Origin of the sequence: Streptomyces sp. NBC_01341 (assembly GCF_035946055.1) — a bacterium.
Lineage (GTDB): Bacteria > Actinomycetota > Actinomycetes > Streptomycetales > Streptomycetaceae > Streptomyces.
Map to the genome: position 1 here is coordinate 1,826,215 of NZ_CP108364.1, position 20,809 is coordinate 1,847,023.

Annotated in this window: 11 protein-coding genes and 2 pseudogenes; 7 read left to right on the top strand and 6 right to left on the bottom strand. The window is 67.7% G+C overall.

The features are described 5' to 3' along the window. Positions 1-14: 14 nt before the first annotated feature. From OG206_RS07760 to OG206_RS07775, 4 genes are all read left to right on the top strand, one after another. Positions 15-1,418 carry an NAD(P)-binding domain-containing protein gene (locus OG206_RS07760; RefSeq protein WP_327113627.1) on the top strand — a complete coding sequence of 468 codons (1,404 nt, stop codon included), beginning with the start codon at positions 15-17 and terminating at the stop codon, positions 1,416-1,418. Positions 1,419-1,608: 190 nt separating this feature from the next. Further along, positions 1,609-2,250, top strand: coding sequence for an RNase A-like domain-containing protein (locus OG206_RS07765; RefSeq protein WP_327113629.1), 642 nt, complete (start codon positions 1,609-1,611; stop codon positions 2,248-2,250). A 145-nt stretch (positions 2,251-2,395) separates the two neighbouring features. After that, the gene (locus OG206_RS07770) at positions 2,396-2,836 is read left to right on the top strand and encodes a hypothetical protein (protein WP_327113631.1); all 441 of its coding nucleotides are present in this window, start codon (positions 2,396-2,398) and stop codon (positions 2,834-2,836) included. A gap of 41 nt (positions 2,837-2,877) precedes the next feature. Next, the gene (locus tag OG206_RS07775) at positions 2,878-3,114 is read left to right on the top strand and encodes a contact-dependent growth inhibition system immunity protein (protein WP_442805817.1); all 237 of its coding nucleotides are present in this window, start codon (positions 2,878-2,880) and stop codon (positions 3,112-3,114) included. Positions 3,115-3,962: 848 nt separating this feature from the next. Here the strand turns inward: OG206_RS07775 and OG206_RS07780 are convergent. From OG206_RS07780 to OG206_RS07800, 5 genes and pseudogenes are all read right to left on the bottom strand, one after another. Then, a complete protein-coding gene (locus OG206_RS07780; RefSeq protein WP_327113633.1) occupies positions 3,963-4,721 on the bottom strand; it encodes a hypothetical protein in 759 nt (252 codons plus the stop codon). A gap of 43 nt (positions 4,722-4,764) precedes the next feature. Then, positions 4,765-5,520: a hypothetical protein gene (locus OG206_RS07785; protein ID WP_327113635.1), complete on the bottom strand. Its 756-nt coding sequence runs from the start codon at positions 5,518-5,520 to the stop codon at positions 4,765-4,767. 7 nt (positions 5,521-5,527) lie between these two features. Beyond that, positions 5,528-9,762, bottom strand: a pseudogene (locus OG206_RS07790) (putative T7SS-secreted protein). A 2-nt stretch (positions 9,763-9,764) separates the two neighbouring features. Continuing rightward, the gene (locus OG206_RS07795) at positions 9,765-10,421 is read right to left on the bottom strand and encodes a hypothetical protein (RefSeq protein ID WP_327113637.1); all 657 of its coding nucleotides are present in this window, start codon (positions 10,419-10,421) and stop codon (positions 9,765-9,767) included. After that, a complete protein-coding gene (locus tag OG206_RS07800; RefSeq protein ID WP_327113639.1) occupies positions 10,418-10,828 on the bottom strand; it encodes a hypothetical protein in 411 nt (136 codons plus the stop codon). The genes OG206_RS07795 and OG206_RS07800 overlap by 4 nt, the downstream gene beginning before the upstream one ends. A gap of 228 nt (positions 10,829-11,056) precedes the next feature. On the opposite strand from OG206_RS07800, the gene OG206_RS07805 reads away from it, so the two are divergent. From OG206_RS07805 to OG206_RS07815, 3 genes and pseudogenes are all read left to right on the top strand, one after another. Further along, positions 11,057-11,476, top strand: a complete 420-nt coding sequence (locus tag OG206_RS07805) for a hypothetical protein (protein WP_442805818.1) — start codon at positions 11,057-11,059, stop codon at positions 11,474-11,476. Between the two features lie 1,302 nt (positions 11,477-12,778). Next, positions 12,779-17,496, top strand: a pseudogene (locus OG206_RS07810) (DUF6531 domain-containing protein); the annotation flags it as partial. A 973-nt stretch (positions 17,497-18,469) separates the two neighbouring features. After that, positions 18,470-19,858 (top strand): IS1380 family transposase, encoded by a 1,389-nt coding sequence (locus tag OG206_RS07815; protein ID WP_327113643.1) that lies wholly within the window; start codon positions 18,470-18,472, stop codon positions 19,856-19,858. 249 nt (positions 19,859-20,107) lie between these two features. On the opposite strand, the gene OG206_RS07820 is transcribed toward OG206_RS07815, so the two are convergent. After that, on the bottom strand, positions 20,108-20,692 hold the full coding sequence (locus tag OG206_RS07820; RefSeq protein ID WP_327113646.1) for a 3'-5' exonuclease: 585 nt from the start codon (positions 20,690-20,692) through the stop codon (positions 20,108-20,110). Positions 20,693-20,809: the final 117 nt, after the last annotated feature.

Sequence of the window (20,809 nt, forward strand, 5' to 3'; positions counted from 1 at the left end):
AGCAAGGAGTCGTCGTGAACGCGCCCGCCACTACCGAGCTGCCCGTCGTCGTGATCGGGGCGGGACCCGTCGGTCTCGCCGCGGCCGCCCACCTGGTCGACCAAGGCGTCGAGCCCTTGGTGCTGGAGGCCGGCCAGAGGGCCGGAGCCGCCGTGCGCGAGTGGGCGCACGTCCGCCTGTTCTCCACCTGGGGCGAGGTCGTCGATCCCATCGCCGAAAAGCTCCTCGCCCCCACAGGCTGGACACGGCCCGACCCGGCCGCCTACCCCTCCGGCGGCGAGTGGGCCGACCTCTACCTGCAGGCGCTCGCCGACGTGCTCGGCGAGCGCGTCCGCCTCGGCACCACCGTCACCGGCGTCTCCAGGGCAGGACGGGACCGCCTCGTCGACGCCGACCGCGAACAGCAGCCTTTCGTCGTCCACCTCTCCCACGCCGACGGCCGTGAGGAACGCCTCTTCGCCCGCGCCGTCATCGACGCCTCAGGCACCTGGACCACGCCCGGCCCGGCAGGCAGCAGCGGCCTTGCCGCACTCGGCGAGAAGGCCGCGGCAGACCGGATCACCTACCGTGTCCCGGACCTCGAGGACCCGGCCATCCGCGCCCGCTATGCGGGAAAGCGCACCGCTGTGATCGGCTCCGGCGCATCCGCCTTCACCGCCCTCGCCTACCTCGCCGACCTCGCCAAGTCCGACGACGGCGCGGGAACGAAGGGGGTATGGATCCTGCGCCGGGGCATCTCCGGCTCCACCTTCGGCGGCGGTGAAGCCGACCAGCTACCGGCGCGCGGCGCCCTGGGCCTGGCAGCGAAGGCTGCCGTCGACCAGGGTCACGCTGCCGCGGTCAGCGGCTTCCGCACCGACGCAGTCGAGCGGGCGCACGACGGCCGCCTGGTCCTGGTCAGCGAGGACGGGCGGCGCCTGGACGCAGTCGACGAGGTGATCGTCCTGACCGGGTTCCGCCCCGACCTGACCCTCCTGGACGAGCTCCGCCTGGATCTCGATGAGCGCCTCCAGGCTCCGACCGAGCTGGCGCCGCTGATCGACCCCAACCAGCACTCCTGCGGCACCGTCTACCCGCACGGCCACCGCGAGCTCTCCCACCCGGAGACGGGCGTATACGTGGCCGGAATGAAGTCCTACGGCCGCGCCCCGACGTTCCTCGCGATGACCGGCTACGAGCAGGTCCGCTCCGTCGCCGCCGCAATCGCCGGCGACCTCGAGTCCGCCGACCGCGTAGAACTCGCCCTCCCCGAGACCGGAGTCTGCGGCGGCGCCGGGCTGTTCGACACCCCCGACACCCAGCAGGCCGACAGCGCCGGCTGCTGCGCACCCGAGCCGAAGCTCGTCCAGCTCGGCACCCCTGCCCCGGTCGGCGCACCTGCCGAGGAGACTCCGGCGGGTGGCTGCTGCGGCTCGTGACCGACCTGGGTATCCCCGCGCGCGGGGCCGCGACCGGAACAGGGGACCGGTCGCGGCCCCCCGCCGCCTGCCCGCCCCCTGCGCCACGCAGCCGTGGTCGGCACCTTGCGGATCTCGAAGTCCATCGCACCCCTTGAACTGGGGTGTTGCGACAACCACTACCGGCATCCTGGGAGGCCTGACCAACCGTATGGAAGCACTGCGGGAGCCGCTGGACGAGGCGTACCGGAGTGCGCCGAAATTCGAGGCCGGCGTCGCCCGTGCCCAGGGCTTCGGCACCCGCGCCCTGGAGGAGTTCAAGGACTCGAAGGTCTGGCTGAAGATCGACGCGAACGGCAACTACGACCTCGACCTCGCCGCCAACGAGTACATGGCAGACGGCCATACTCTGGACAAGCACGTCGGCAAGACGGACGAACAGTTGGCGCAGCGCCTGCGTGACCAGCAGTCGAACGGCCCGACCGCCGCTTGGCCACATGGAAGGCCGAGGATCGGCAGCTCTTCGGCCTTCCCGAACTATCAGCGGGCGGAGGAGCTGACCGAGTACAACCTCAACAAGAACAAGGCCGCCATCGAGGTGTGGCTCAAATGCCCGCCGCCGCCGGAGGAGGGCAGGATCAGAGAGTTCCAGTCGACCGGGCCGAACGGCGAGACCAGCGGCCGCAGCGTGTTCAAGCAGCCGGTGAACCCGAGCGACCCGATGTCGGGGTACCAGCAGGGCGGGTCCGACGCCAAGGCGTACGACGTGACCGGTATCGACACGCGAATCCGGTACGACAGCAACCGCATCCCACCGTTCACCGTCATGACGTCGATGCCCTACAAGCCCTAGCTCCGCCGAGAAAGGCCAGCACGACATACCCGTCGACCAGAAGTCCTGGGAAGCCGCCGTACGCCACCTGTACGAGGACGCATACCCGTACGACGCCACCGGCCCACGCCGACACGAGGACTGGGTCCTTGATGTCATCGCGCTGATGGCGCGGGTTCCGGACCCTCGTGGCTGGGCCGGTCTCGACGACGCGGCTCAGAACCCGGAGCGTGAGGCTTCTCCCACCTACCCCTTCGTCGCTCATCCGCCGGAGTACATCGCGAGGCGTCTCCAGGAGGTCGACCGGGCCAGCGCCGTGAACCTGCTCCTTGCCCTCACGGACGACCGCTGCACCCTGTCCAACCTGAGGCGCTTCACGGAGAGCAAGGAGGAACTCTTGGCAATGGCGGAGTCGATCCTTGCGCGTTACGGCGACGAGACCACCTATCACACCAACATCAAAATGCCTGGTCACGTGCGCGGGACACTGGACTTCACATCGTCGAGCTGGGCGTACAGCCCGCTGAGCGTCTACTCGGAGGACTGCGGCCTGATCGTCGTCTCGGACACCGAAGTCGGCATGTTCTGGAACTTCGCCGACTACTGAACCGCCTGCACTTGTACGAGCGCAGGCACTGCCCAGGTGATTTGAAAGGATGCCCCGAGTTGGCCCGCTCCGCCTCCTATCCCGACTACGCCGACACCACAAACCCGCAGTTGGTCGCCCGCCTCGTGGGTGAACTGCACGAGTTGCTCGCCCTCCCCCTGGACGAGGGGGACTATGCCCTGGCTGCCGCCGAACTCGGCATGGAGGTGGGCCCGCCGGAACCGTTCTCCCACGGCGCCTGGTTCCAATCGCTGGCGGCGACACTGTCCGGCATCTGATCCGGCTGGACGGCCGAGGGACGGGCGCTCCACAGCCGCAAGACAGCACGAACGTGGACAGCATCGAAGGGCCGGGCCCTCGCGAGACCCCACCTGAAGGTCCGACCGGCCGGTGACCGCAGTCCTCCCTATTGACGCGACGGCCCCGTACTGCGCCGTGGGTTCGAGGCTCACCTGACGCACCATCAGAACGGGCGTACAGATGAGCGTCGAGCCTGTCGCGCGCACCATTCCCGACGAAGGCCACCGCAGACTGCCTGCCCCTGCGCTCTTGGGTGAAACCGCAGGTCAGAGCAGTGTGCCTGGACGGCCGCGCGCTCCACCTCGTGTCCTGTGGGAAACATGTCGAGCGCATCCCGCCATACCTGAGAACCCCGGGAAACTGCGGGTCAGAGCCCCTTTGCAGCAGGCTCCAGAATCGCCACGCACTCCACGTGATGCGTCATCGGAAACACGTCACCGACAGTCAATACGGGAGAAGCTGCAGGTCAGATGGGTTCCCTCGGCTCTGCAGGTGGGCTGCCAGGGTTCGGAGCGTCAAATGAGCGTCACGGCCGGTGCGCACGGATTTTCAGCCTGCACCACCCGGCCGTCCGCCGCCTACGGCCGACGGCTGCCGCAGCCGGGCCACATCGACCCGCGCCAGCTGGCGCATCGTTAGAGCCCTCCGTGCCGCGGCGGTGATCACAAACAGCGACCGAACCGGTCATCGCCGCAGGCAGTCACCACCGCACTTCCGGCCCCGAGGTGCCGACGCCCCTCTGCGGACCTTCCGCAGAGGGGCGAACGCACTTCGGGGTGAACCTGTCGCTACGGCGACACGGGACCGCTGTCGAATCCGTCGGCCTTCACGGGCTCCCGTAGTCCTCGACCAGTTCGCCGATCAGAGCGAGGAGCGCGTCGGCCCGGTTCCGGTCCTCACGCTGGTCACGCAGCCTACGGTCCAGCTCCCGCAGGTCGAGCACGGCGGCCGGCTCACGGCGCCGCACCGCGTCCAGCCACGGTGTGGTGACCAGGTCCATGCACACGGTGAACAGAGCCCGGGTCGACGGGGCGGGAGGAGCCGGGTCGGGGGCGGCGAAACCGGTGGTCACGTACCGGACCGGATCGGTCAGGCTCCAGCCGACGACGCCACCCCCCTGAACGAGGAGTGCCACGTCCGGGGCGATTCCGATGCGCGCCTCCAGCGGCTCGTCAAGGACATCGAGGTCACGCAGACAGGTCAGTGCGGTGTCCTCCGGAGCACGGCAGAGCTCGGTGGTCATCTCCAGGCGGAAGTCCCGTACCTCTTCGGCGCGAAGTCCGCCCGGACGGACGGCGGGTGCGGCGGGAACGCGGGCACAGTCCTCAGTGTCGGCAGCCTCGTGGGGGAGGCGGAACCCGGCACCGACCAGTTCCCGGCTGTCCGGGTCGAACCGGAGCTCGTCGGGGTCGTCCCACAGCCACTCCTGGCTGCCGAAGGTGTCTCCGAGGGACTGTTGCCATTCCTTCACGTCCTCGTACTCCGCGACGCGCACACACTGGTCCCGGAAGTCGAAGCGCGGGGAGATACGCAGGGCGTTGTCCGTCACCATCGCACTCCAGTCGCCGTCGAGGACGAGTCTCATCGCTCATCACCGTACGAATCATCCACCGCCGGCCGGTTCACCTTCACGTTGCGTAATCGTCCACGTAAGTGGCGATCAAGGCGAGCAGGGCGTCAGCCCGGTGCCGGTCTTCGTGCTGGGCTCGGAGGGTCTCGTCGGCGGCCCGGAGGCGGGTCAGGGCGGCCGGTTCACCGTCCACCACGTCGTCCACCAGCGGCGAGGTGACAAGGTCCAGGCACTCGGTGAGCAGGCGACGGGTGGCCGGGGAGGGAGGATCGGAGTCGGGGTCGGTGTACACGGTGGTCAGGTACCGCGCGGGGTCGGTGAGGCTCCAGCCGACGACTGCGCCGTCCTGGACGAGAAGCGCCACGTCGGGTGCGATGCCGACGCAAGCGTCCATGGGTTTGTCGAGGACGTCGAGGTCACGAAGGCAGGCCAGCACGGCATCGCCGGGAGCCCGACATAGCACCGTACACAACTCGTGGCGGAAGTCCCGGACCTCGTCCGCACGGAGCCCGCCAGGGCGAACCTCGGGCATGACGGGAACGCCGGCGAAGGTCTCGGCGTTCGCGGATACATACGGCATCTGGAGTTCGGCCCCGACCAGCTGCCGGCTGTCCTGGTCGAACCGGAAGACGTCCGGCGTATCCCACAGCCAGTGCTGGCTACCGAAGCTATGCGCGACGAACCGCTCGCGCTCCATCACGTCCGCATAGTGCATGACGCGCACGGAGTCGCCTGCGAAGCGAGGGGTGGTGTGCAGCGGATCATCCGTCACCGTTGCACGCCAGTCGCCGTCGAACGACAATTTCATGGTCATCCCTGCCTCATCTGATCTGCACTCCCGGGGCCAGGTTGCCGAACTTGCCAGGGATTCTGCCCTCCACGATGTCCTCGTGGGTAACTGGCTTACCAGGGTCCGACGGACTGCCACCGAGCGCCCTCGCACCGGATTCCCCCTTGATGCCCGACTCTCCGTACGCCGTGATGGCCTGGCCCTGCTTGGAGCCGGGCCCATACACCACGGCAATGTCATTGTCCTTCCGAAAGAGGAAGTTTCCTGCTTGGCCCGATGACTGGTACACGGCATCGGGGCTCTTCAGAATTTCCAGGACTCGTTCGTCGGTGAAGGCGTGCCCCGTGTCCCCGTGGTAGTCGGCGTGTTTCTTGAACCCGCCGTTCTCTGCCCTCTCCACGATGCCGTCCAAGATTTTGTCGATCCGCTTCTGTGCCTTCTCCTCCTTCGGGTACTTGGGCATGAGCCCCAGCGGGTCCGACGCGGCGTTCGGGTTGTCCACGTAGCCGACGGGGTTCGGGGCGGGAGCGAGGCCGAGGGGGTCGGGGGAGGTGTAGCGGCCGGTCTCCGGGTCGTAGTGCCGGAGGTAGTTGTAGTGGAGGCCGGTCTCGGGGTCGTAGTACTGGCCCGGGAAGCGGAGAGGGGTATAGGTGCTGCCGTCGCGGGCCCATGCCGTGGTGCCCCACAACGTGGCTCGGGAGCGCCAGGCGATATCGCCGGATTCGTCGATCAGTTCGGTGGGAGTGCCGATAAGGTCGGTGGCGATGGCGAAGAAGCGGCGGTCGATCTCGTTCTGCCGGTCGTCGGCGGTGAGGAGGCGCTCGGTCTGGGCCAGGGGGGTGTGGCCGCGGTGGTCCCAGGTGAGGGCGACCGTGTTCAGCTGGTCGGGACCGTGACTGGTCTGTTCGCACAGGGTCAGGCCGTCCCAGGTGAACCGGACTTCCTCGACCAGGCTCTCGCCGTCGTCCGCCATTCGCTGCTTCGCGGTGCGGCGTCCAAGCGGGTCGTAGCGGTACCTCCACCGGGTCCCGTCGGGGGTGGTCACGGAGGTGAGGCGGTTCTCCGTGTCCCAGGTGTAGCGCCAGGTGTCGGGCTTGCGGGAGAGGCGGGTCTTCTGGCGCAGGGTGACCCTGCCGAGGGCGTCGTGCTCGAAGCGGACATCGCCTGCCCGGGTGACGGTGGTGCCGGTGTAGGTGCGTGGCCCGGTGGCTTCATGGCCGGGGTGGCCGGACGGCCAGGACGCCGAGGTCTGGTTGCCGGCGTCGTCGTAGGCGTACCGCTCCGTCCAGCCTTTGGCGTGGACGGCGGTGACGCGGCCCGCCCCGTCAAGGTCGAAGGTGCGAGTGCCCGTCAGCCGGTCAGCGACGGAGGTCAGCTGACCGTCGGCGCGGTAGGAGTAGGCGCGGCTGTTGACGGTACGCCCCGACGTGGTGACCTGCTGCTCGGCCAGCCTTCCGGCCGCGTCCCAGGCAGAGGTCACGGTGACCGCATCGCTGAAGACGCGGGCGAGTTCCCGGCCGGCCGCGTCGTGCGTGAAGTCGATCCGCCGATCGCCGCTGGTCAGGCGGTGGGGCATTCCGTCGGCACCGTAGGTGTAGGTGCTGACGTGACCGGTGGGTGTGGTGCGGCGGGTACGGCGGCCCAGGAGGTCGTAGGCGTACGTGGTGGGGCGGCCGTCGACGAGTTCCGTCTTGGTGAGCCCGCGACGGTCGTACTGGTAGTGCAGTTCGCCGTCCGGCCCGACCGCTTCCAGCAGTCGTCCGGCCCGGTCGTAGCCGTAGGTCGTCACGCGGCCGTCGACACTCTTGCGGATCACCTGGCCCAGCTGGTCACGCTCGAACGCGATCGTCCCGCCGAGCGCGTCGGTACGGACGGCGAGCCGTCCCGCCGCGTCTACCTCGTAGCTGAGTGTGCGGGCGTCGAAGTCGGTCTCGGAGAGGACGTTTCCGGCTGCGTCGTACTCGTAGGTCCAGGTCAGCCCTTGCGCGTTGTGGACACGGGTGAGGCGCAGCTCGGCGTCGTGCTCGAACTCGAACCGTGCGCCGTCGGGGTGGATACGGGCGAGTGGGAGGTCGAAGTGGGTGTACTCGAAGCGGGTGACACCGCCGGACGCGTCGGTGCGGGTGAGGAGGTTGCCCTCGCCGTCGTACGTCCACGTCTCCGTGGCCCCGTCGGGCCCGGTACGCCGGGCGAGCTGCCCGTCCGCGTCCCACTCGAAGCAGGTGACGGCGCCCGCCGGGTCGGTGACGCGGACCGGTCTGCCGAGGGCGTCGCGCTGGGTGCGGGTGACAGCCCCTGCCGGGTCGGTCACCTCTACGGGCAGTCCCGCCGCGTTGCACACCGCGTGTGTCGTGGCGCCGAGGGCGTCGGTGACCGAGGTGAGCCGCCCGCCGCTGTCGTAGGTGTAGCGGGTGATGGCGCCGGCCGGGTCGGTGACCGCCGTGCGGTTGCCGTGTTCGTCGAACGCGTGGACCGTGCGGGCGCCACCCGGACCGTAGACCTCGGTCGGCAGGCCGAATTGACCGCGCACGGTGCGCAGTTCGCTTCCGTCGGGGCGGACGGCGGAGATCAGCCGGTCGTGCTCGTCGTACGAGAAGGCGGTGGTCAGGCCCAGCGGGTCGGTGCGGGTGCGTGTGTTGCCGCGCGGGTCGTAGGTGAACTGGGTGGTGTGGCCGAGCGGGTCGGTGACGGCCAGGAGACGGCAGCCGGGGCCGAACAGGTGGCGGGTCGTGTGCCCGTCGGCGGTGGTGAGTGTGGTCGCGTGGTGACCGGTTTCGGGGTCCGGGTCGGTGTAGGCCAGGCTGATCTGGACGTGGCCGGCCTCGCCGCCCTCCGCCACGACACGGTCGCGGTCGTCGTAGACGTAGTCGTAGCGGCTGTTGTTCGAGTCGATCCAGGCGATGACGCGCCGGCGGTCGTCGTAGACGTAGGTGGTGGTGGCGCCGGACGGCTTGGTGACGTCGGTGAGATTGCCGTCCTGGTAGCCGTAGGCCATCAAGGGCAGGTCGGCGCCGCTTTCGTCCGCACCGGCAAGGGCCAGGGCGGTGACCAGGCCGTCGGTGGCCGACAGCCTCACCTGGTGGCCCGCCGAGTGAACCAGGGCCAGCGGCAGACCGTCCTCAGCGCGCTCGATGTGGATCGTGTGGCCGTTTCGTTCGGTCACTTCTGACAGCCAGGCGGTTCCGTCGCCCCCCGGTTCGCTGCCGGACTGCGCGGTGAAGTGGAACGTCAGGCCGCTGTCCGGGGCGGTAACCGTGTAGTCGCCGTCGACATCACGGGCCAGCGACGTGCGGGCACGGCCGGTCGCCGGTGCGGTAGGCGCGCCGGGGACCGGGTGCGGGTACGGGACCAGAAGTCCTTCGGCGGTGACGTGGACAACGCCGATGGCGCCTTGATGATGCCGCCGCCGACGTGGTCGCCCATGATCTGCAACTCCTGGAGCCCGTCGCCCAGCTGCTCGGCGTACGACGGCTTCTCCGGGGCCATGTCGCGGGCGGCGCGGACCGCCGTGCGTGCGGTCTCCGCCGCCGAGTTCCGCTGCTTACGGGCCTCGGCGAGGATGTCCTGCGCCTCCTGCATCAGCTTCCTGCCGGGGTCCTCGATCGTAGCCGCGGGCATGGGAGGGAGCGAGGACGGCTTGCGTTTGTCGGCGGGCTGGGCGTTGTAGCGGTCGACGGCCGCGTTGTAGTCGTCGACCTTCGCTCGGTGGGCGTCGGCGGCTTCCTCGGACGCCTTGACACCCTCCTTCCACTTGTCGATCGCCGTCTGCGCCTGTCCCTGCGCCCAGGTGACGGTGTCGGCGAACGCCTCCAGTGCGCCGACCGCCTTCTCGCTGGCATCGGCGGCGGCGTACCACTTGGGCGGCTGGGTGCTCACCGCGGTGCGCAGTGCGTCGGCCGCCTCGCCCTTGAGCTGGGAGGAGTCGAGGCTCTTGAGGCCGTCGCCGGTGGTGTCGAAGGCCGTCTGGAAGGACCGGAGTCTTCTGGCGGTGGCGTCGAGCTTGCCCGCGCTGCCGTAGATCAGCTTGGTCTTGTCCTCGGTCTGCCCGAGGTCCATCTCGTCGACCTCGGCGCCCATCCGGTTGGCGACGGAGCGGGACTGCTCGCGGACCCAGTCCGCACCGGACTCCCAGCCGGCGTCATCCAGCCGGTCGGCGGTCCAGTTCCCCGCGTCCTCGACACGGTTGCCGGCCCACTCGACGCCGTCCTCGACGACGCTCTCGACCGAGTCGGGCGTGATGTCACTGACGAAGTCGCCGATACCCACAGTCAGTTCCCCCCGGGCTCAGTCTGCTGCTGCGCCCGCAGGGCGCGTTCCTCCGGCGACGGGCCAAAGGCGTCGTCCAGCGCCCGGTTCCACTGGTCGTCGGAAAGGCCGAGCTCGTCCTTGAGCATCTCGGACCGCTGGCCGCCCTGGCCCTCGGTCAGGACAGTGCGGCCGGTGTCCTTCCACGTCTGCTCCATCTCCTGACCGGCCTGCTCGAACGAATCGGCGCTCCAGTCCGGGTCCAGGTAATCCGGAGTGAACACGTCGCCCCAACCCTGCTGGGTGATCTCCTCCTCGGTGGCGTGCGGGCTCCCGCCCATCACCGAGTTCACGCCGACCTTGAACGTGCCCTCGATGTACTGGTCGTGCTCCCACTGGGTGCCCGCCGCAAGTCCGAGTCGGTCGGCTATCGCACTGGCGTCGCCCACCAGGGCTCGCACACCCCACTCCCAGCGTTCGCAGAAGTCCTCGAAGTCGACGGACAGGCCGTGGTGCCCGGCCTCCATCCCGGTCATGGACAGCTCCGAGAAGCCCTTGCCCATCACCGAACCGGTCGGCCCACCGAGTTCACCGAGCTGGTCGATCGTCGAGCCCAAGCCCTGCGTGAACTTAACGACGGACGCCTTGCCGAAGCTGAGGTCCCCACCGTCTACGCTCATCGCCCGCTCCCTTCGGAGCCCACGTCCAGCGCGACAGCGTCCGGCACGATCCCGGCAGCCGGCGGGAAGAACATCGACCCGTCCTCGGTCGCAATGTCGACGGCCAACCCGGCGGGCCCGTCCAGCGACGGCACCACCTCGTCCACGATCCGGGCACCCAGCAGCGCCGCGTACTCCATGGGCCGGTCACCGGAAGCGTGGCTGAGGGCGAACCGGGCGAGCGCCGCCTCGTCGGTGAACCCGCAGACCCAGCGCACTCCACCTGACCACGCCGACCACAGTCCGCCGCCGACCACCGGCACCAGGAGGACGGAACGGCGCATCTCACCGACCAGAGCCCGCGGGTCGCCGTCCCCCGCCCTCTGCTTGCCTATCCGCTCGGCAAGAGCTGTCCTTGCCTGCTCCATGGCCCCTCCCCCATTCTTATCGCGGATGGTGCACAACCGTAGATCAAGACGCATCTCGTGGAGCAGCAGTTCTTGTGAAGACGCGCACAGCGTGATTGGTCAAGCACCGACGCCAACAGCTCTTGCACTACGTACGGTTATGACGCGGCGCACCGCCTGACGTCGGTCACCGACCCCCTAAGCCGGGCGACGACCTACGCGTACGACGCGGACAGCAATCCGGTCAGGGTGACGACGCCCCGCGGCTCCACCACCCGGACGTACGCCAGCCGCGGCCCGGTGATCAGGATCGACTACTCGGACACCAGGCCCCTCGTCGCTCTCGGACCCGACGACTCCGGACGCACGCCCCGAGCCGACGCGGAGATCGCCGAGGGCTTCGTCTACAACTCGGTCGGCGACCTCACCAACACCCGCGGCTTCGCCTGCACCTACCAGGGAATCGCTGCACGAGTCGCAGGGCACCCGGAGATCGTGGAGTTGCCGCTGCACGGGGCCTGGTCTGCGCCTACTGCCCGGTTCCGGCCTGACCTGAGCAGGATGCGTGAGGCCCGGGCGCACGCCCGGGCCTCACGTCGTCGAACGTCGGAAACGGGGACCCAGGCCGACAGGCGCAGGGGACCCAGGCCGACAGGCGCTTGGCAATGACCGGTACATCGACGTGGTCCTGCGCACCCAGCCGGAGACGTCCGTGAGGTTGAGACTCCCGATTCGAGCGTCGTACGAGCGTCAAGAATCTCCGAACAAGCTCCTGAGAGCATCGCCGCTGCAAGCGTCTTACTGATGAATTCGCAGCTCAGACGTCTAAAGGGTCGAGCCGTCAACTCGACCCGCCCCCCGGTGGGAAACATGTCGAGCGCATCCCGCCATGCCTGAGAACCCCGGGGAAACTGCAGGTCAGAGACCCTTTGCAGCAGGCTCCAGAATCGCGACGCACTCAACATGCGACGTCATCGGAAAGATGTCGGCTCGAGACCGTCATGGAAAAGCCCAGGTCAGAGCCCGTTTCTCAGCTCGTCGTCCTGCGTATGGCTGCCTGGAGCGTCAAACGAGCGTCATGGCCGACAGCCGGCGAACAGGCCGCCGAAGCCATGTCACCCATCGGGTACGACCCCGCCGGCTCCGGACGCCAACTCACCTGTCGTGCCCCACCATCTGTCCGAACAACATCACGGGCCATGCCAGCCAGCCGACGACGCCCCGCACCCGTACGGAGGAACTCCGCGGAGAACAGGCGCCTGTGGGTAGCGGCCAGATGGGCCGATCCCTTCAGCACCCTGCCGTCGACGGTGATCCTCGGTGCGTCCGGCCCTGTCCTCGGCGGCCTCGCGCCGGCCCGCGGGGCAGTCACCGACCGCCCAGTCGAGGGCGTCGTCAACGACAGTTGCCGGCACCCGGCCGATCATGGTCCGCGAAGCCACAGCGCCACTAGAAGCTCCACTCCCGCACAACAAGCGAGGTCCGCGAACGAGGCGCACCTTCCACTCCCCCACCAGTCGCCCCAATCACGCCAGTCTCCGAACAGAAACCCAGGGTTGGCTGGCTGCTCCCCGGGTGTTCAACTACCGCCTCCAGGGCAGGAAGGCGTGTTCACGCCAATCACCCATCAGGGGGACGGCTGGTTGACCCTGCGACCAGGGGACACTCCGGGCGCCGTTCGGTGCGACACGTCGGGATCCAGCCCCATCCGCCGCCGTGCGTTAGTTCGATTCACTTTTGGATCAAGCATCACCCCGACTCTGTTCACGACTTACTCACAGGTGATGCACTGTGCGCACACAAGCGCGAAGACTCCTCACAACACTCCTGGCTCTGGCTCTCCTGGCCGTCGCAGGGGTCATCCCCTCCTGGGCCTCCCCCGGAGGCCAACAGACCTCCATACCCCCATCGGCTGCCATACGGACGGCCGCGGCGAGGACCGCTTCGGACCTCCCGAAGCCGCCCAAGGCCATGACGCTGGCCGAGAGACGCCAGCAGGTGAAACGGGACCGGGGCGAGCTGTCGCCCATGCACAACTACATCGACCCGCGCGCAGAGAAGCCGTCCGGCACACCGCACCCCCGTCCCACCGAACCAGCCGACCGGGGCCCGGCCGCCGGCAAGTCGGCATCGCCCTTCGGCGCGCAGGCAACGGGCAATCCGACCTGGGTCAGCGCGTACGCCACTGCTTACCCGGCGATGTTGTCGATCGGCGGGCAACTGCAGCTGCCGACGGGCACGACGGCTTCCTCTGTGTCCGGGATGTGGCTCTACGTCCGCGACGAGGCGGGGAACTACGTCCACCAGCAGGAGATCAAACGCAGCACAGGTGACCCTTCGGGCCGCTATCTCGACAGCGGCGCCTGGTGCTACGGGTGGTGGTCGGGCAACTCCTACCCCGCCGACCAGTGCTTCTGGTGGAGTGGCAGCACGCTCGGGGGCATCTCGAGGACGGCAAGAAGTACTACGCCTGGATCTTCCTCACCGGCACGGACGGGTCTTCGAGTCCGGGCGGCACCACCTCGCCGCTGGTGGAAGCCTTCTACACGCCTGACATTCCCGGAGCGCAGGCGGGCATCTGCACCTGCTATGCGCAGGCTCACCGTGCGGACCCGGTCAACACGGCGACCGGCATGTTCTTCGAGCAGCTCACCGACGCCTCTCTGGTCGGCCCAGGTGTGCCCCTTGCCCTGGAGCGGACGTACCGTTCCGACTCGACCACGGCGGGCCTGCTGGGCCGCGGCTGGGCGACACCGTTCGACTCGAAGCTCACGGTCGCGACGGGAAAGGTCACCTACCGGGCGGACGACGGGGCGTCGTTCGTGTTTGCGCAGAACAGCGACGGGACATACAAAGCCCCGGCTGGTTCTGCAGCCAAGCTGGTCAAAGGCACCAGTGACTACATCCTGACGACGCCCGACCACACCAAGCGGACCTTCACCAGCGGTGGTCAGCTCGCTTCCGTCGTGGACAAGGCAGGAAAAGGGCTGGACCTGACGTACGCGTCCGGCAAGCTCGCGTCCGTCAGGGACGCCGCCGGACGCACGACGACGTTCACGGTCGGCGCCGACGGACTGCTGACCAAGGTGGGCTTGCCGGACACGACGTCGGTGTCCTACGGCTACACCGACGGGCTCCTGACCTCGGTGACCGACCCCGCCGAGAGAGCCTCTTCCTACACATATGACGCGAACAAGCGACTGTCGTCATACACCGACCCCGCGAACGGCAAGGTCAGCAACACCTACGACACCGCGGGCCGGATCACTTCCCAGACCGACCAAAACACCAAGACGACCACATTCACCTGGGACAGCAGTCGCGAGTCGCACACCACGGCGCCCGACGGCGGCGTGTGGACCGACGTGTACTCCGGCAACGTCCTCATGTCAACCATCGACCCCTACGGCAAAAGCATCACCTACGACTACGACCGCAATCTGCGACCCGTGGGCATCACCGACCAGCGCGGCAACACCACGTCAATGACGTATGACAGCGCCGGCCGCATGCTCACGCGCAGCTCACCCTCGGTGCTCGGCTACAAGGAAATCTGGACCTACGACACGTCGGGCAACATCACCAGCCACACCGACGGCCGCAACAACAAAACGACCTACGCGTACAACACGTCCAACCAGCTGACGACGACCACCGACCCGCTCAGCGGCACCACCTCCTACACGTACACGGCACTCGGCGCCATCCAGACGGTGAAAACGCCACGAGGCAACGTCACCACCTACGGCTACGACACAGCCGGGAACCGTACGTCGGTGACCACACCCCTGGGTGAAAAGGCGACGTTCACCTACGACGCGGCCGGGCGGATCCTGACCAAGACGGACCCGCGTGGCAACGCCCCCGGCGCCGACCCCGACGCCTACACAACGACGTACGCCTACGACGGGCGAGGGCTGCTCAGCTCGACCACCGACCCGCTGGACCGCACCACGTCCTACACCTACAACGGCGCGGAGCAGCTCCTCACCGCGAAGAACCCTGAGGGCGACACCACGGCATTCGCCTACGACGATGCCGGGCACCTGACCAGGACAACGGACGCGGCAGGCGATTTCGTCACCCGCACCTACAACGCTGCCGGGCACCTGGCCTCCGAGACGGACGCTGCCGGCAACAAGACCACCTACACCTACGACAAGGTGGGACGCTTGCTCACCAGCGTCTCCCCGCGCGGCAACGTCGTCGGTACCGATCCGGCCGCCTACACCACGAGCTACGCCTACGACGCCGCAGGCAACAGCACCAAGGTCACGGGTCCCACCGGTGCGTTCACAACGACGACCTACGACGCGATCAACCGGCCTCTGGTGAACACCGACCAGCTCGGACACACCACCGGCTACACGTACGACGCCAATGACAACGTCGTCAAGGTCACCGACGCCGCGGACAAGACAACCCTCTCGGTCTACGACAAGAACAATCGGCTGAGCAGCAGCACCAACCAGCTGAGCAAGACGAGCACCTACACCTACGACGCCGACGGGAATCTCCTCAGCAGCACCTCACCGCTGGGGAACAAGGAGAGCTGGACCTACGACGACGACGGCCGCCAGGCCACCGCCGTCGATGCGCGAGGCAACGCTACCGGCGCCTCCCCTGCCCAGTACACCACCACCTACGACTACGACCCGTCGGGCAATCCGATCGCCGTCACCGACCCACTCGGCAACGTGACCAGAACCGAGTACGACGCCGGCGGAAAGGTCACCCGGAGCACGGACGCCGACCAGCGCGCCACCACCTACAACTACGACAAGCTCGACCAGCTGACCACCGCCACCGCCCCCGGCGGCGCGTCCACCACCTACGGCTACGACGCGGTCGGCAACATGACCAGTCGCACCGACGCCAACGACCACGTCACCACCTACGGTTATGACGCGGCGCACCGCCTGACGTCGGTCACCGACCCGCTGGACCGGGCGACGACGTACGCGTACGACGCGGACAGCAACCTGGTCAAAGTGACGACGCCCCGCGGCTCCACCACCCGGACGTACGACGTCCGCGGCCTGGTTACCAAGATCGACTACTCGGATGCCACGCCGGACGTCACCCTCGGCTACGACGACGCCGGACAGATGACGGCCCGTACCAACGCGAAGATGTCCGAAGACTTCGTCTACAACGCGGTCGGCGACCTCACCAAGACCCGCGGCTTCGCGTATACCTACGACGCCGCCGGGCAGATGCTCACCCGTAAGTACTCCGACGGCAACACCATCGGCTACACGTACGACAACGACGGCCGCACCGCCACCATGACGGCCGACGGTGCCACCACCACCTACACCTCGGACGCGGCGGGCAACCTCACCAAGACGGCACTGCCCAACACGGAGACCGAGGAGCGCACCTACGACCGGGCGGGCCGCGTCACCGCCGTCACCGCCGCCAAGGCGGGCACGACGGTCACAAAGACCGCCCTGACCCTCTCGGCGGCCGGCCTCCCCACCCGCGTCGACGTCACCCGGGCCGGAGTCGGCACCGGCGGCTACGACCAGACCTACGACACCGCGGGCCGCCTCACCTCCGGCTGCTACCCCCAGCCCTGGATCACCGGCTGCGCCGCGACCCGCACCACGTCCTACACCTACGACAAGGTCGGCAACCGCCTGACCTCCACCCTCGGCACCACGTCCACCAGCTACGCCTACGACAACGCCGACCAGCTCACATCCACCACCGCCGGGGCCACCACCACTGCCTACGACTACGACGCGGAAGGCAACCAGACGAAGGCCGGCGCCAACACCTTCACCTACGACCTGGCCGGACAGATCTCCGCCGCCACCGTCGCGGGTACCAACTTCACCTACGACCACGACGCCAACGGCAACCAGGTCGCCACGCTCCAGGACGGCGCGGTCACCAGCCGGACCCAGTGGGACCCCAACGCACCCCTGCCGATCCTCGCCACCGAGTACGACAGCGCCTGGACCGTCAAGCAGTCCTACCGCTACGACCCCCTCAGCCAGCCCGCAGCCACCAAAACCGGCACAGGCGCGGTCTTCTACTACCACCACGACACCCAGGGCTCCCCGCTCGACGTCACCAGCAGCACCGGCACCCTCCACCAGCGCTGGGCCTACGACCCCTACGGCACCCGCGTCCTGGGCACCGTCACCACCGGCGCGCCCTCAAGCACCCCCACCTACACCGGCGCCCGCTACGAGACCACCACTGGCAACATCGACCTCCACGCCCGCCAGTACACCCCGGCCACCGGCCGCTTCGCCAGCACCGACCCGGCTGCCCGCGGTGCCACGACTCCCTACGTGTCCTCGTACGCCTACGCAGACAACCAGCCCACACTGCTCACCGACCCCAGCGGTCTCACCCCCGAAGACCCCAACAGCCCAGGAGCGATCCTCGGCGACTTCGGCTCGGGCTTCCTCCAAGGACTGAAGGCACCCTTCCAGTTCCTCGGAGACGCCTACAACGCCGTCACCGGCCAGAACGGCGGCGCCGGCGCATTCGTCGACAAGTACCTCCCCGTCCGCCCCGCCTACCGCCTCTACCGCGCCGAGTACATGCTCCGCCAACAAGGCTGCGACGCACTCGCCGACCTCTACGCCGAAGCAGCCGACGAACTCACCCAACAGCTCGCCGTCACCGGACTCGGCGGACTGACCGGGTGGCGCAGGGCAGCCGTCGAGCCCAAGGCTCCAGGCCGATTCGGACCAGGGGCAGCACACTCCGACGATCCAGCACTGGGTGGAGCAAACCCGTATATTCCTCGAGGCTTCAGCGCTGGGACATACGGCCAATTCACGCAAAAAATCTACTCCGGCCTGCGCGCAGCTGGCTACAATGACTCCACGGCCATATTTCACGGAAGCTCCGTCACTGGACGAAGCTTCAGGACGGGGGAGCCTTTCCGGCCGGAGAGTGACTTCGACATCGCACTCGCAGGAGCAGACGTCTTCGGACAAGCTAAGAAAGCCGGCGTGGGCCTTCGGTCTAAGGGCACCCGAACCGGCGAGCTGACGGACGAAAATCTGCGAAAGATGCGCCTCACTCGACTCGCTCAAGAACTCTCAGAGGCAGCCGGGCGACCAGTTCACTTCATGGTCTACGATTCCGTTGAGAGCGCAACCGGACGCGCACCGAGTATCATCGCACCGCGGAACTAACGGGAGGAAAACCATGGGGCATCGCTACTACCTCTACGGCTCCGACAAAATGAGCTTGCAAGAGGTAGGCGATGCCCTGTCGACCTCCTTGCAAATCCCATTCGACGCCCGCCAAAGCGATTACAAGGGGGGCAGATACTATCTAGCACGAATACAGGCTCCCGGAAAAATCACAATCGAAGAAAACTGGGAAGATGACGAGGGTTACCTCGCCGAACCGGACTTTCCGACATACTCCACGCTCGTATATGTCACTGAGCCGACCATACGTGTGGTATCGGTACTAGAAAATTCGGGTCATCTTCAGCGCTTGAGGATGTCATGCGCTGATTGAGAGGCCGTAAGACGGTTCCATCCATGGCTCCGGTCGAAGGCCACAGCCTGGATCCACCGCGTGATGGTCGGTCTGTGGGCGACGAATAGAGAAGAGGTGCCTGCTGACCTGGATGATGGGAGTTCCTACGCCCTCATCAGTCCCACGAAGCAAGGCACCTCGTAAGTGAAAGTCTCCCACAGACCCGCGGAGCTCTTCGCCGCGTTCGACGACTCGGACCTGATCGCGCACGCCGGGCTGATCCCGACGATCCGGCTGGCCGAGCGGTGCGGGTTGCCCGCCTTGGTGGCCCAGAAGGTGAGGCTCACCGGTGCGAAGAACGGTGCCGGTACGGCTGCCGACGCGAAAGCCATGTCGACCGTGGGCGGCATGGTCGCCGGGGCGGACAGCATCGACGACCTGGACATACTGCGCCACGACGGGCTGCCGCGCCTGTTCGGCGGGGTGCGGGCGCCGTCCACGCTGGGTAGTTTCCTGCGTACCTTCACCTGGGGGCATGTGCGCCAACTGGAGTCCGCCACACGGACGTTCACCTGCCGCCTGGCCACGCACACTGGTCTGGTCCCCCACCGGGACGAGGTGGTGTTCGTGGACATCGACTCCAAGGTCAAGCAGGTCTACGGCCCCGCCAAGCAGGGCGCCTCGTTCGGCTACACCAAGCAGCGCGGCCTGCACTTCCAGATCGTCACCGTGAAGACCTCCAGCTGCGCGCCCGTGATCGTGGCGACCAGGCTGCGTAAGGGCTCGGCAGGCTCCGGCAAGGGCGCGGCCAGTCTGCTGCGCGAGGCCCTGGCCACGGTCCGGGCCATGGGCATCACCGCACACATCGTCGTCCGTGCGGACTCCGCGTACTTCTCCCACAAGGTCGTCGATGTGTGCCGCAGGGCGGGTGCCGCCTTCTCCCTGGCCGTCGCGGTCAAGAAGACCATCCGCGAGGCCATCATGCAGATCCCCGAGGATGCCTGGACGCCGATCAAGTACGCCAGCGCCGTCTGGGACGCCGAGGAGGAACGCTGGATCTCCGACGCCGAGATCACCGAGATCGAGTTCACCGCGTGCACCAACAAGAAGAAGGCATTCCACACCACCGCCCGACTGATCGTGCGCCGCGTGAAACGGCTGAACCCCAAGAGCGTGCCCGCCGGCCAGGCCGAGCTGTTCGGCGTCTGGCGACATCACGTGATCTTCACCGACAGCCCCTTCATCCTGGCTCAGGCCGAGCCGATGCACCGCGAACACGCCGTCATCGAGCAGGTCTTCGCCGACCTGGAAGACTCCGCGCTCGCCCACCTGCCCTCGGGGAAGTTCACCGCGAACGCCGCCTGGCTGACCCTAGCCGCCACCGCCTACAACCTCACCCGCGCGAGCGGCCACCTCGCCTCCGCCTTCCACGCCAAGGCGAGGACCGGCACCATCCGCCGCCACCTGATCAACACCCCCGCCCGGATCGCCACCGGAGCCCGCCGCGTCACCCTCCACCTGCCCGAACGCTGGCGCTGGGCCAACGACTTCACCGACCTGTGGACAGCCACCGGCCAGCGCATGCTCACCTGAACCACACGCTCAACCTGACCGCCCACGACCTGGAAGAACCTCGGAGATCCCGCACCGGACGGCCACCCGCCCCATCGCGCTGCCCGCACCCCGAAAGATCATTCCGAGCCCACCCGATACCGAAGATCAGAATTCAGGCGGTGGATCCAGGCACAGACCTGACGGAGCAGATCGGCGCAACCAGCACTCCTTGCAGCCGGCACCGTTGTCGTACATGCAGGATGCCCTGCCCCACGCCCTGGCGGCGCGTCAGGCCCGGTGCCCTCCCGCGGTCGGCCAGGCTCCCCTCTCGTGGAGGTGGAGTACGAGAGCAGCGATGTTCCAGGCGTCGTCCTCACCCCGGTGGTGACGGCCTTCGAGACGCCGCCCCACGATCTGCAGGGCGCGTGCCATGCCAGGGGCCTTGCGCAGGCCCTCGACTTTGGTGAAGACAGTTTTTGCATTGACGTGGTAACGGCCGAAAGGGTAAGGCGTCCCTGTGGCCTGGCATTGCCTTCCGAACTGGTGACGGTCGTAGTCGCCCCAACTGGCCCAGGGCCTGGTGCCTGCGCGGTGCTCCGCCGTCAGTAGTCGGCACGCCTCGGCGAAGGAGACTCCCTGATCGACTTTGTCCTGAGTGAGTCCTGTCAGCTCCGTGCAGAACTCACTGACGGTGGACCAGGCGGGCCTCACCAGGATCCGGTGCCGACCAAGGCGCTCGCCGATGTTCAGGTCGACCACAGTGAGCCCAATTTCGATGATCTCGCTGGCCTCCCCAGGCGGCGGGGAACCGGCCCAACACGTCGCTTCGACGTCCACGACGTTGACGACACTCTCGGTCCAGGTGCTGTCCATGACGAGAAGCATAGGGAGACGCAGCGGTCAGGCCCATACCCAGCAGCGAAAGGTCACCCCAGCCTCGAGCTGTAGGCGGCACTCATTTGCGGAGCAGGTCGAGGTGGGCTCGGTCGA

Excerpts from the sequence above, each read along its gene's own strand:
- OG206_RS07765 (WP_327113629.1), top strand. The coding sequence starts at position 1,609 with ATGGAAGCACTGCGGGAGCCGCTGGACGAGGCGTACCGGAGTGCGCCG.
- OG206_RS07770 (WP_327113631.1), top strand. The coding sequence starts at position 2,396 with ATGGCGCGGGTTCCGGACCCTCGTGGCTGGGCCGGTCTCGACGACGCG.
- OG206_RS07780 (WP_327113633.1), bottom strand. The coding sequence starts at position 4,721 with ATGAGACTCGTCCTCGACGGCGACTGGAGTGCGATGGTGACGGACAAC.
- OG206_RS07785 (WP_327113635.1), bottom strand. The coding sequence starts at position 5,520 with ATGACCATGAAATTGTCGTTCGACGGCGACTGGCGTGCAACGGTGACG.
- OG206_RS07795 (WP_327113637.1), bottom strand. The coding sequence starts at position 10,421 with ATGAGCGTAGACGGTGGGGACCTCAGCTTCGGCAAGGCGTCCGTCGTT.
- OG206_RS07800 (WP_327113639.1), bottom strand. The coding sequence starts at position 10,828 with ATGGAGCAGGCAAGGACAGCTCTTGCCGAGCGGATAGGCAAGCAGAGG.
- OG206_RS07820 (WP_327113646.1), bottom strand. The coding sequence starts at position 20,692 with ATGGACAGCACCTGGACCGAGAGTGTCGTCAACGTCGTGGACGTCGAA.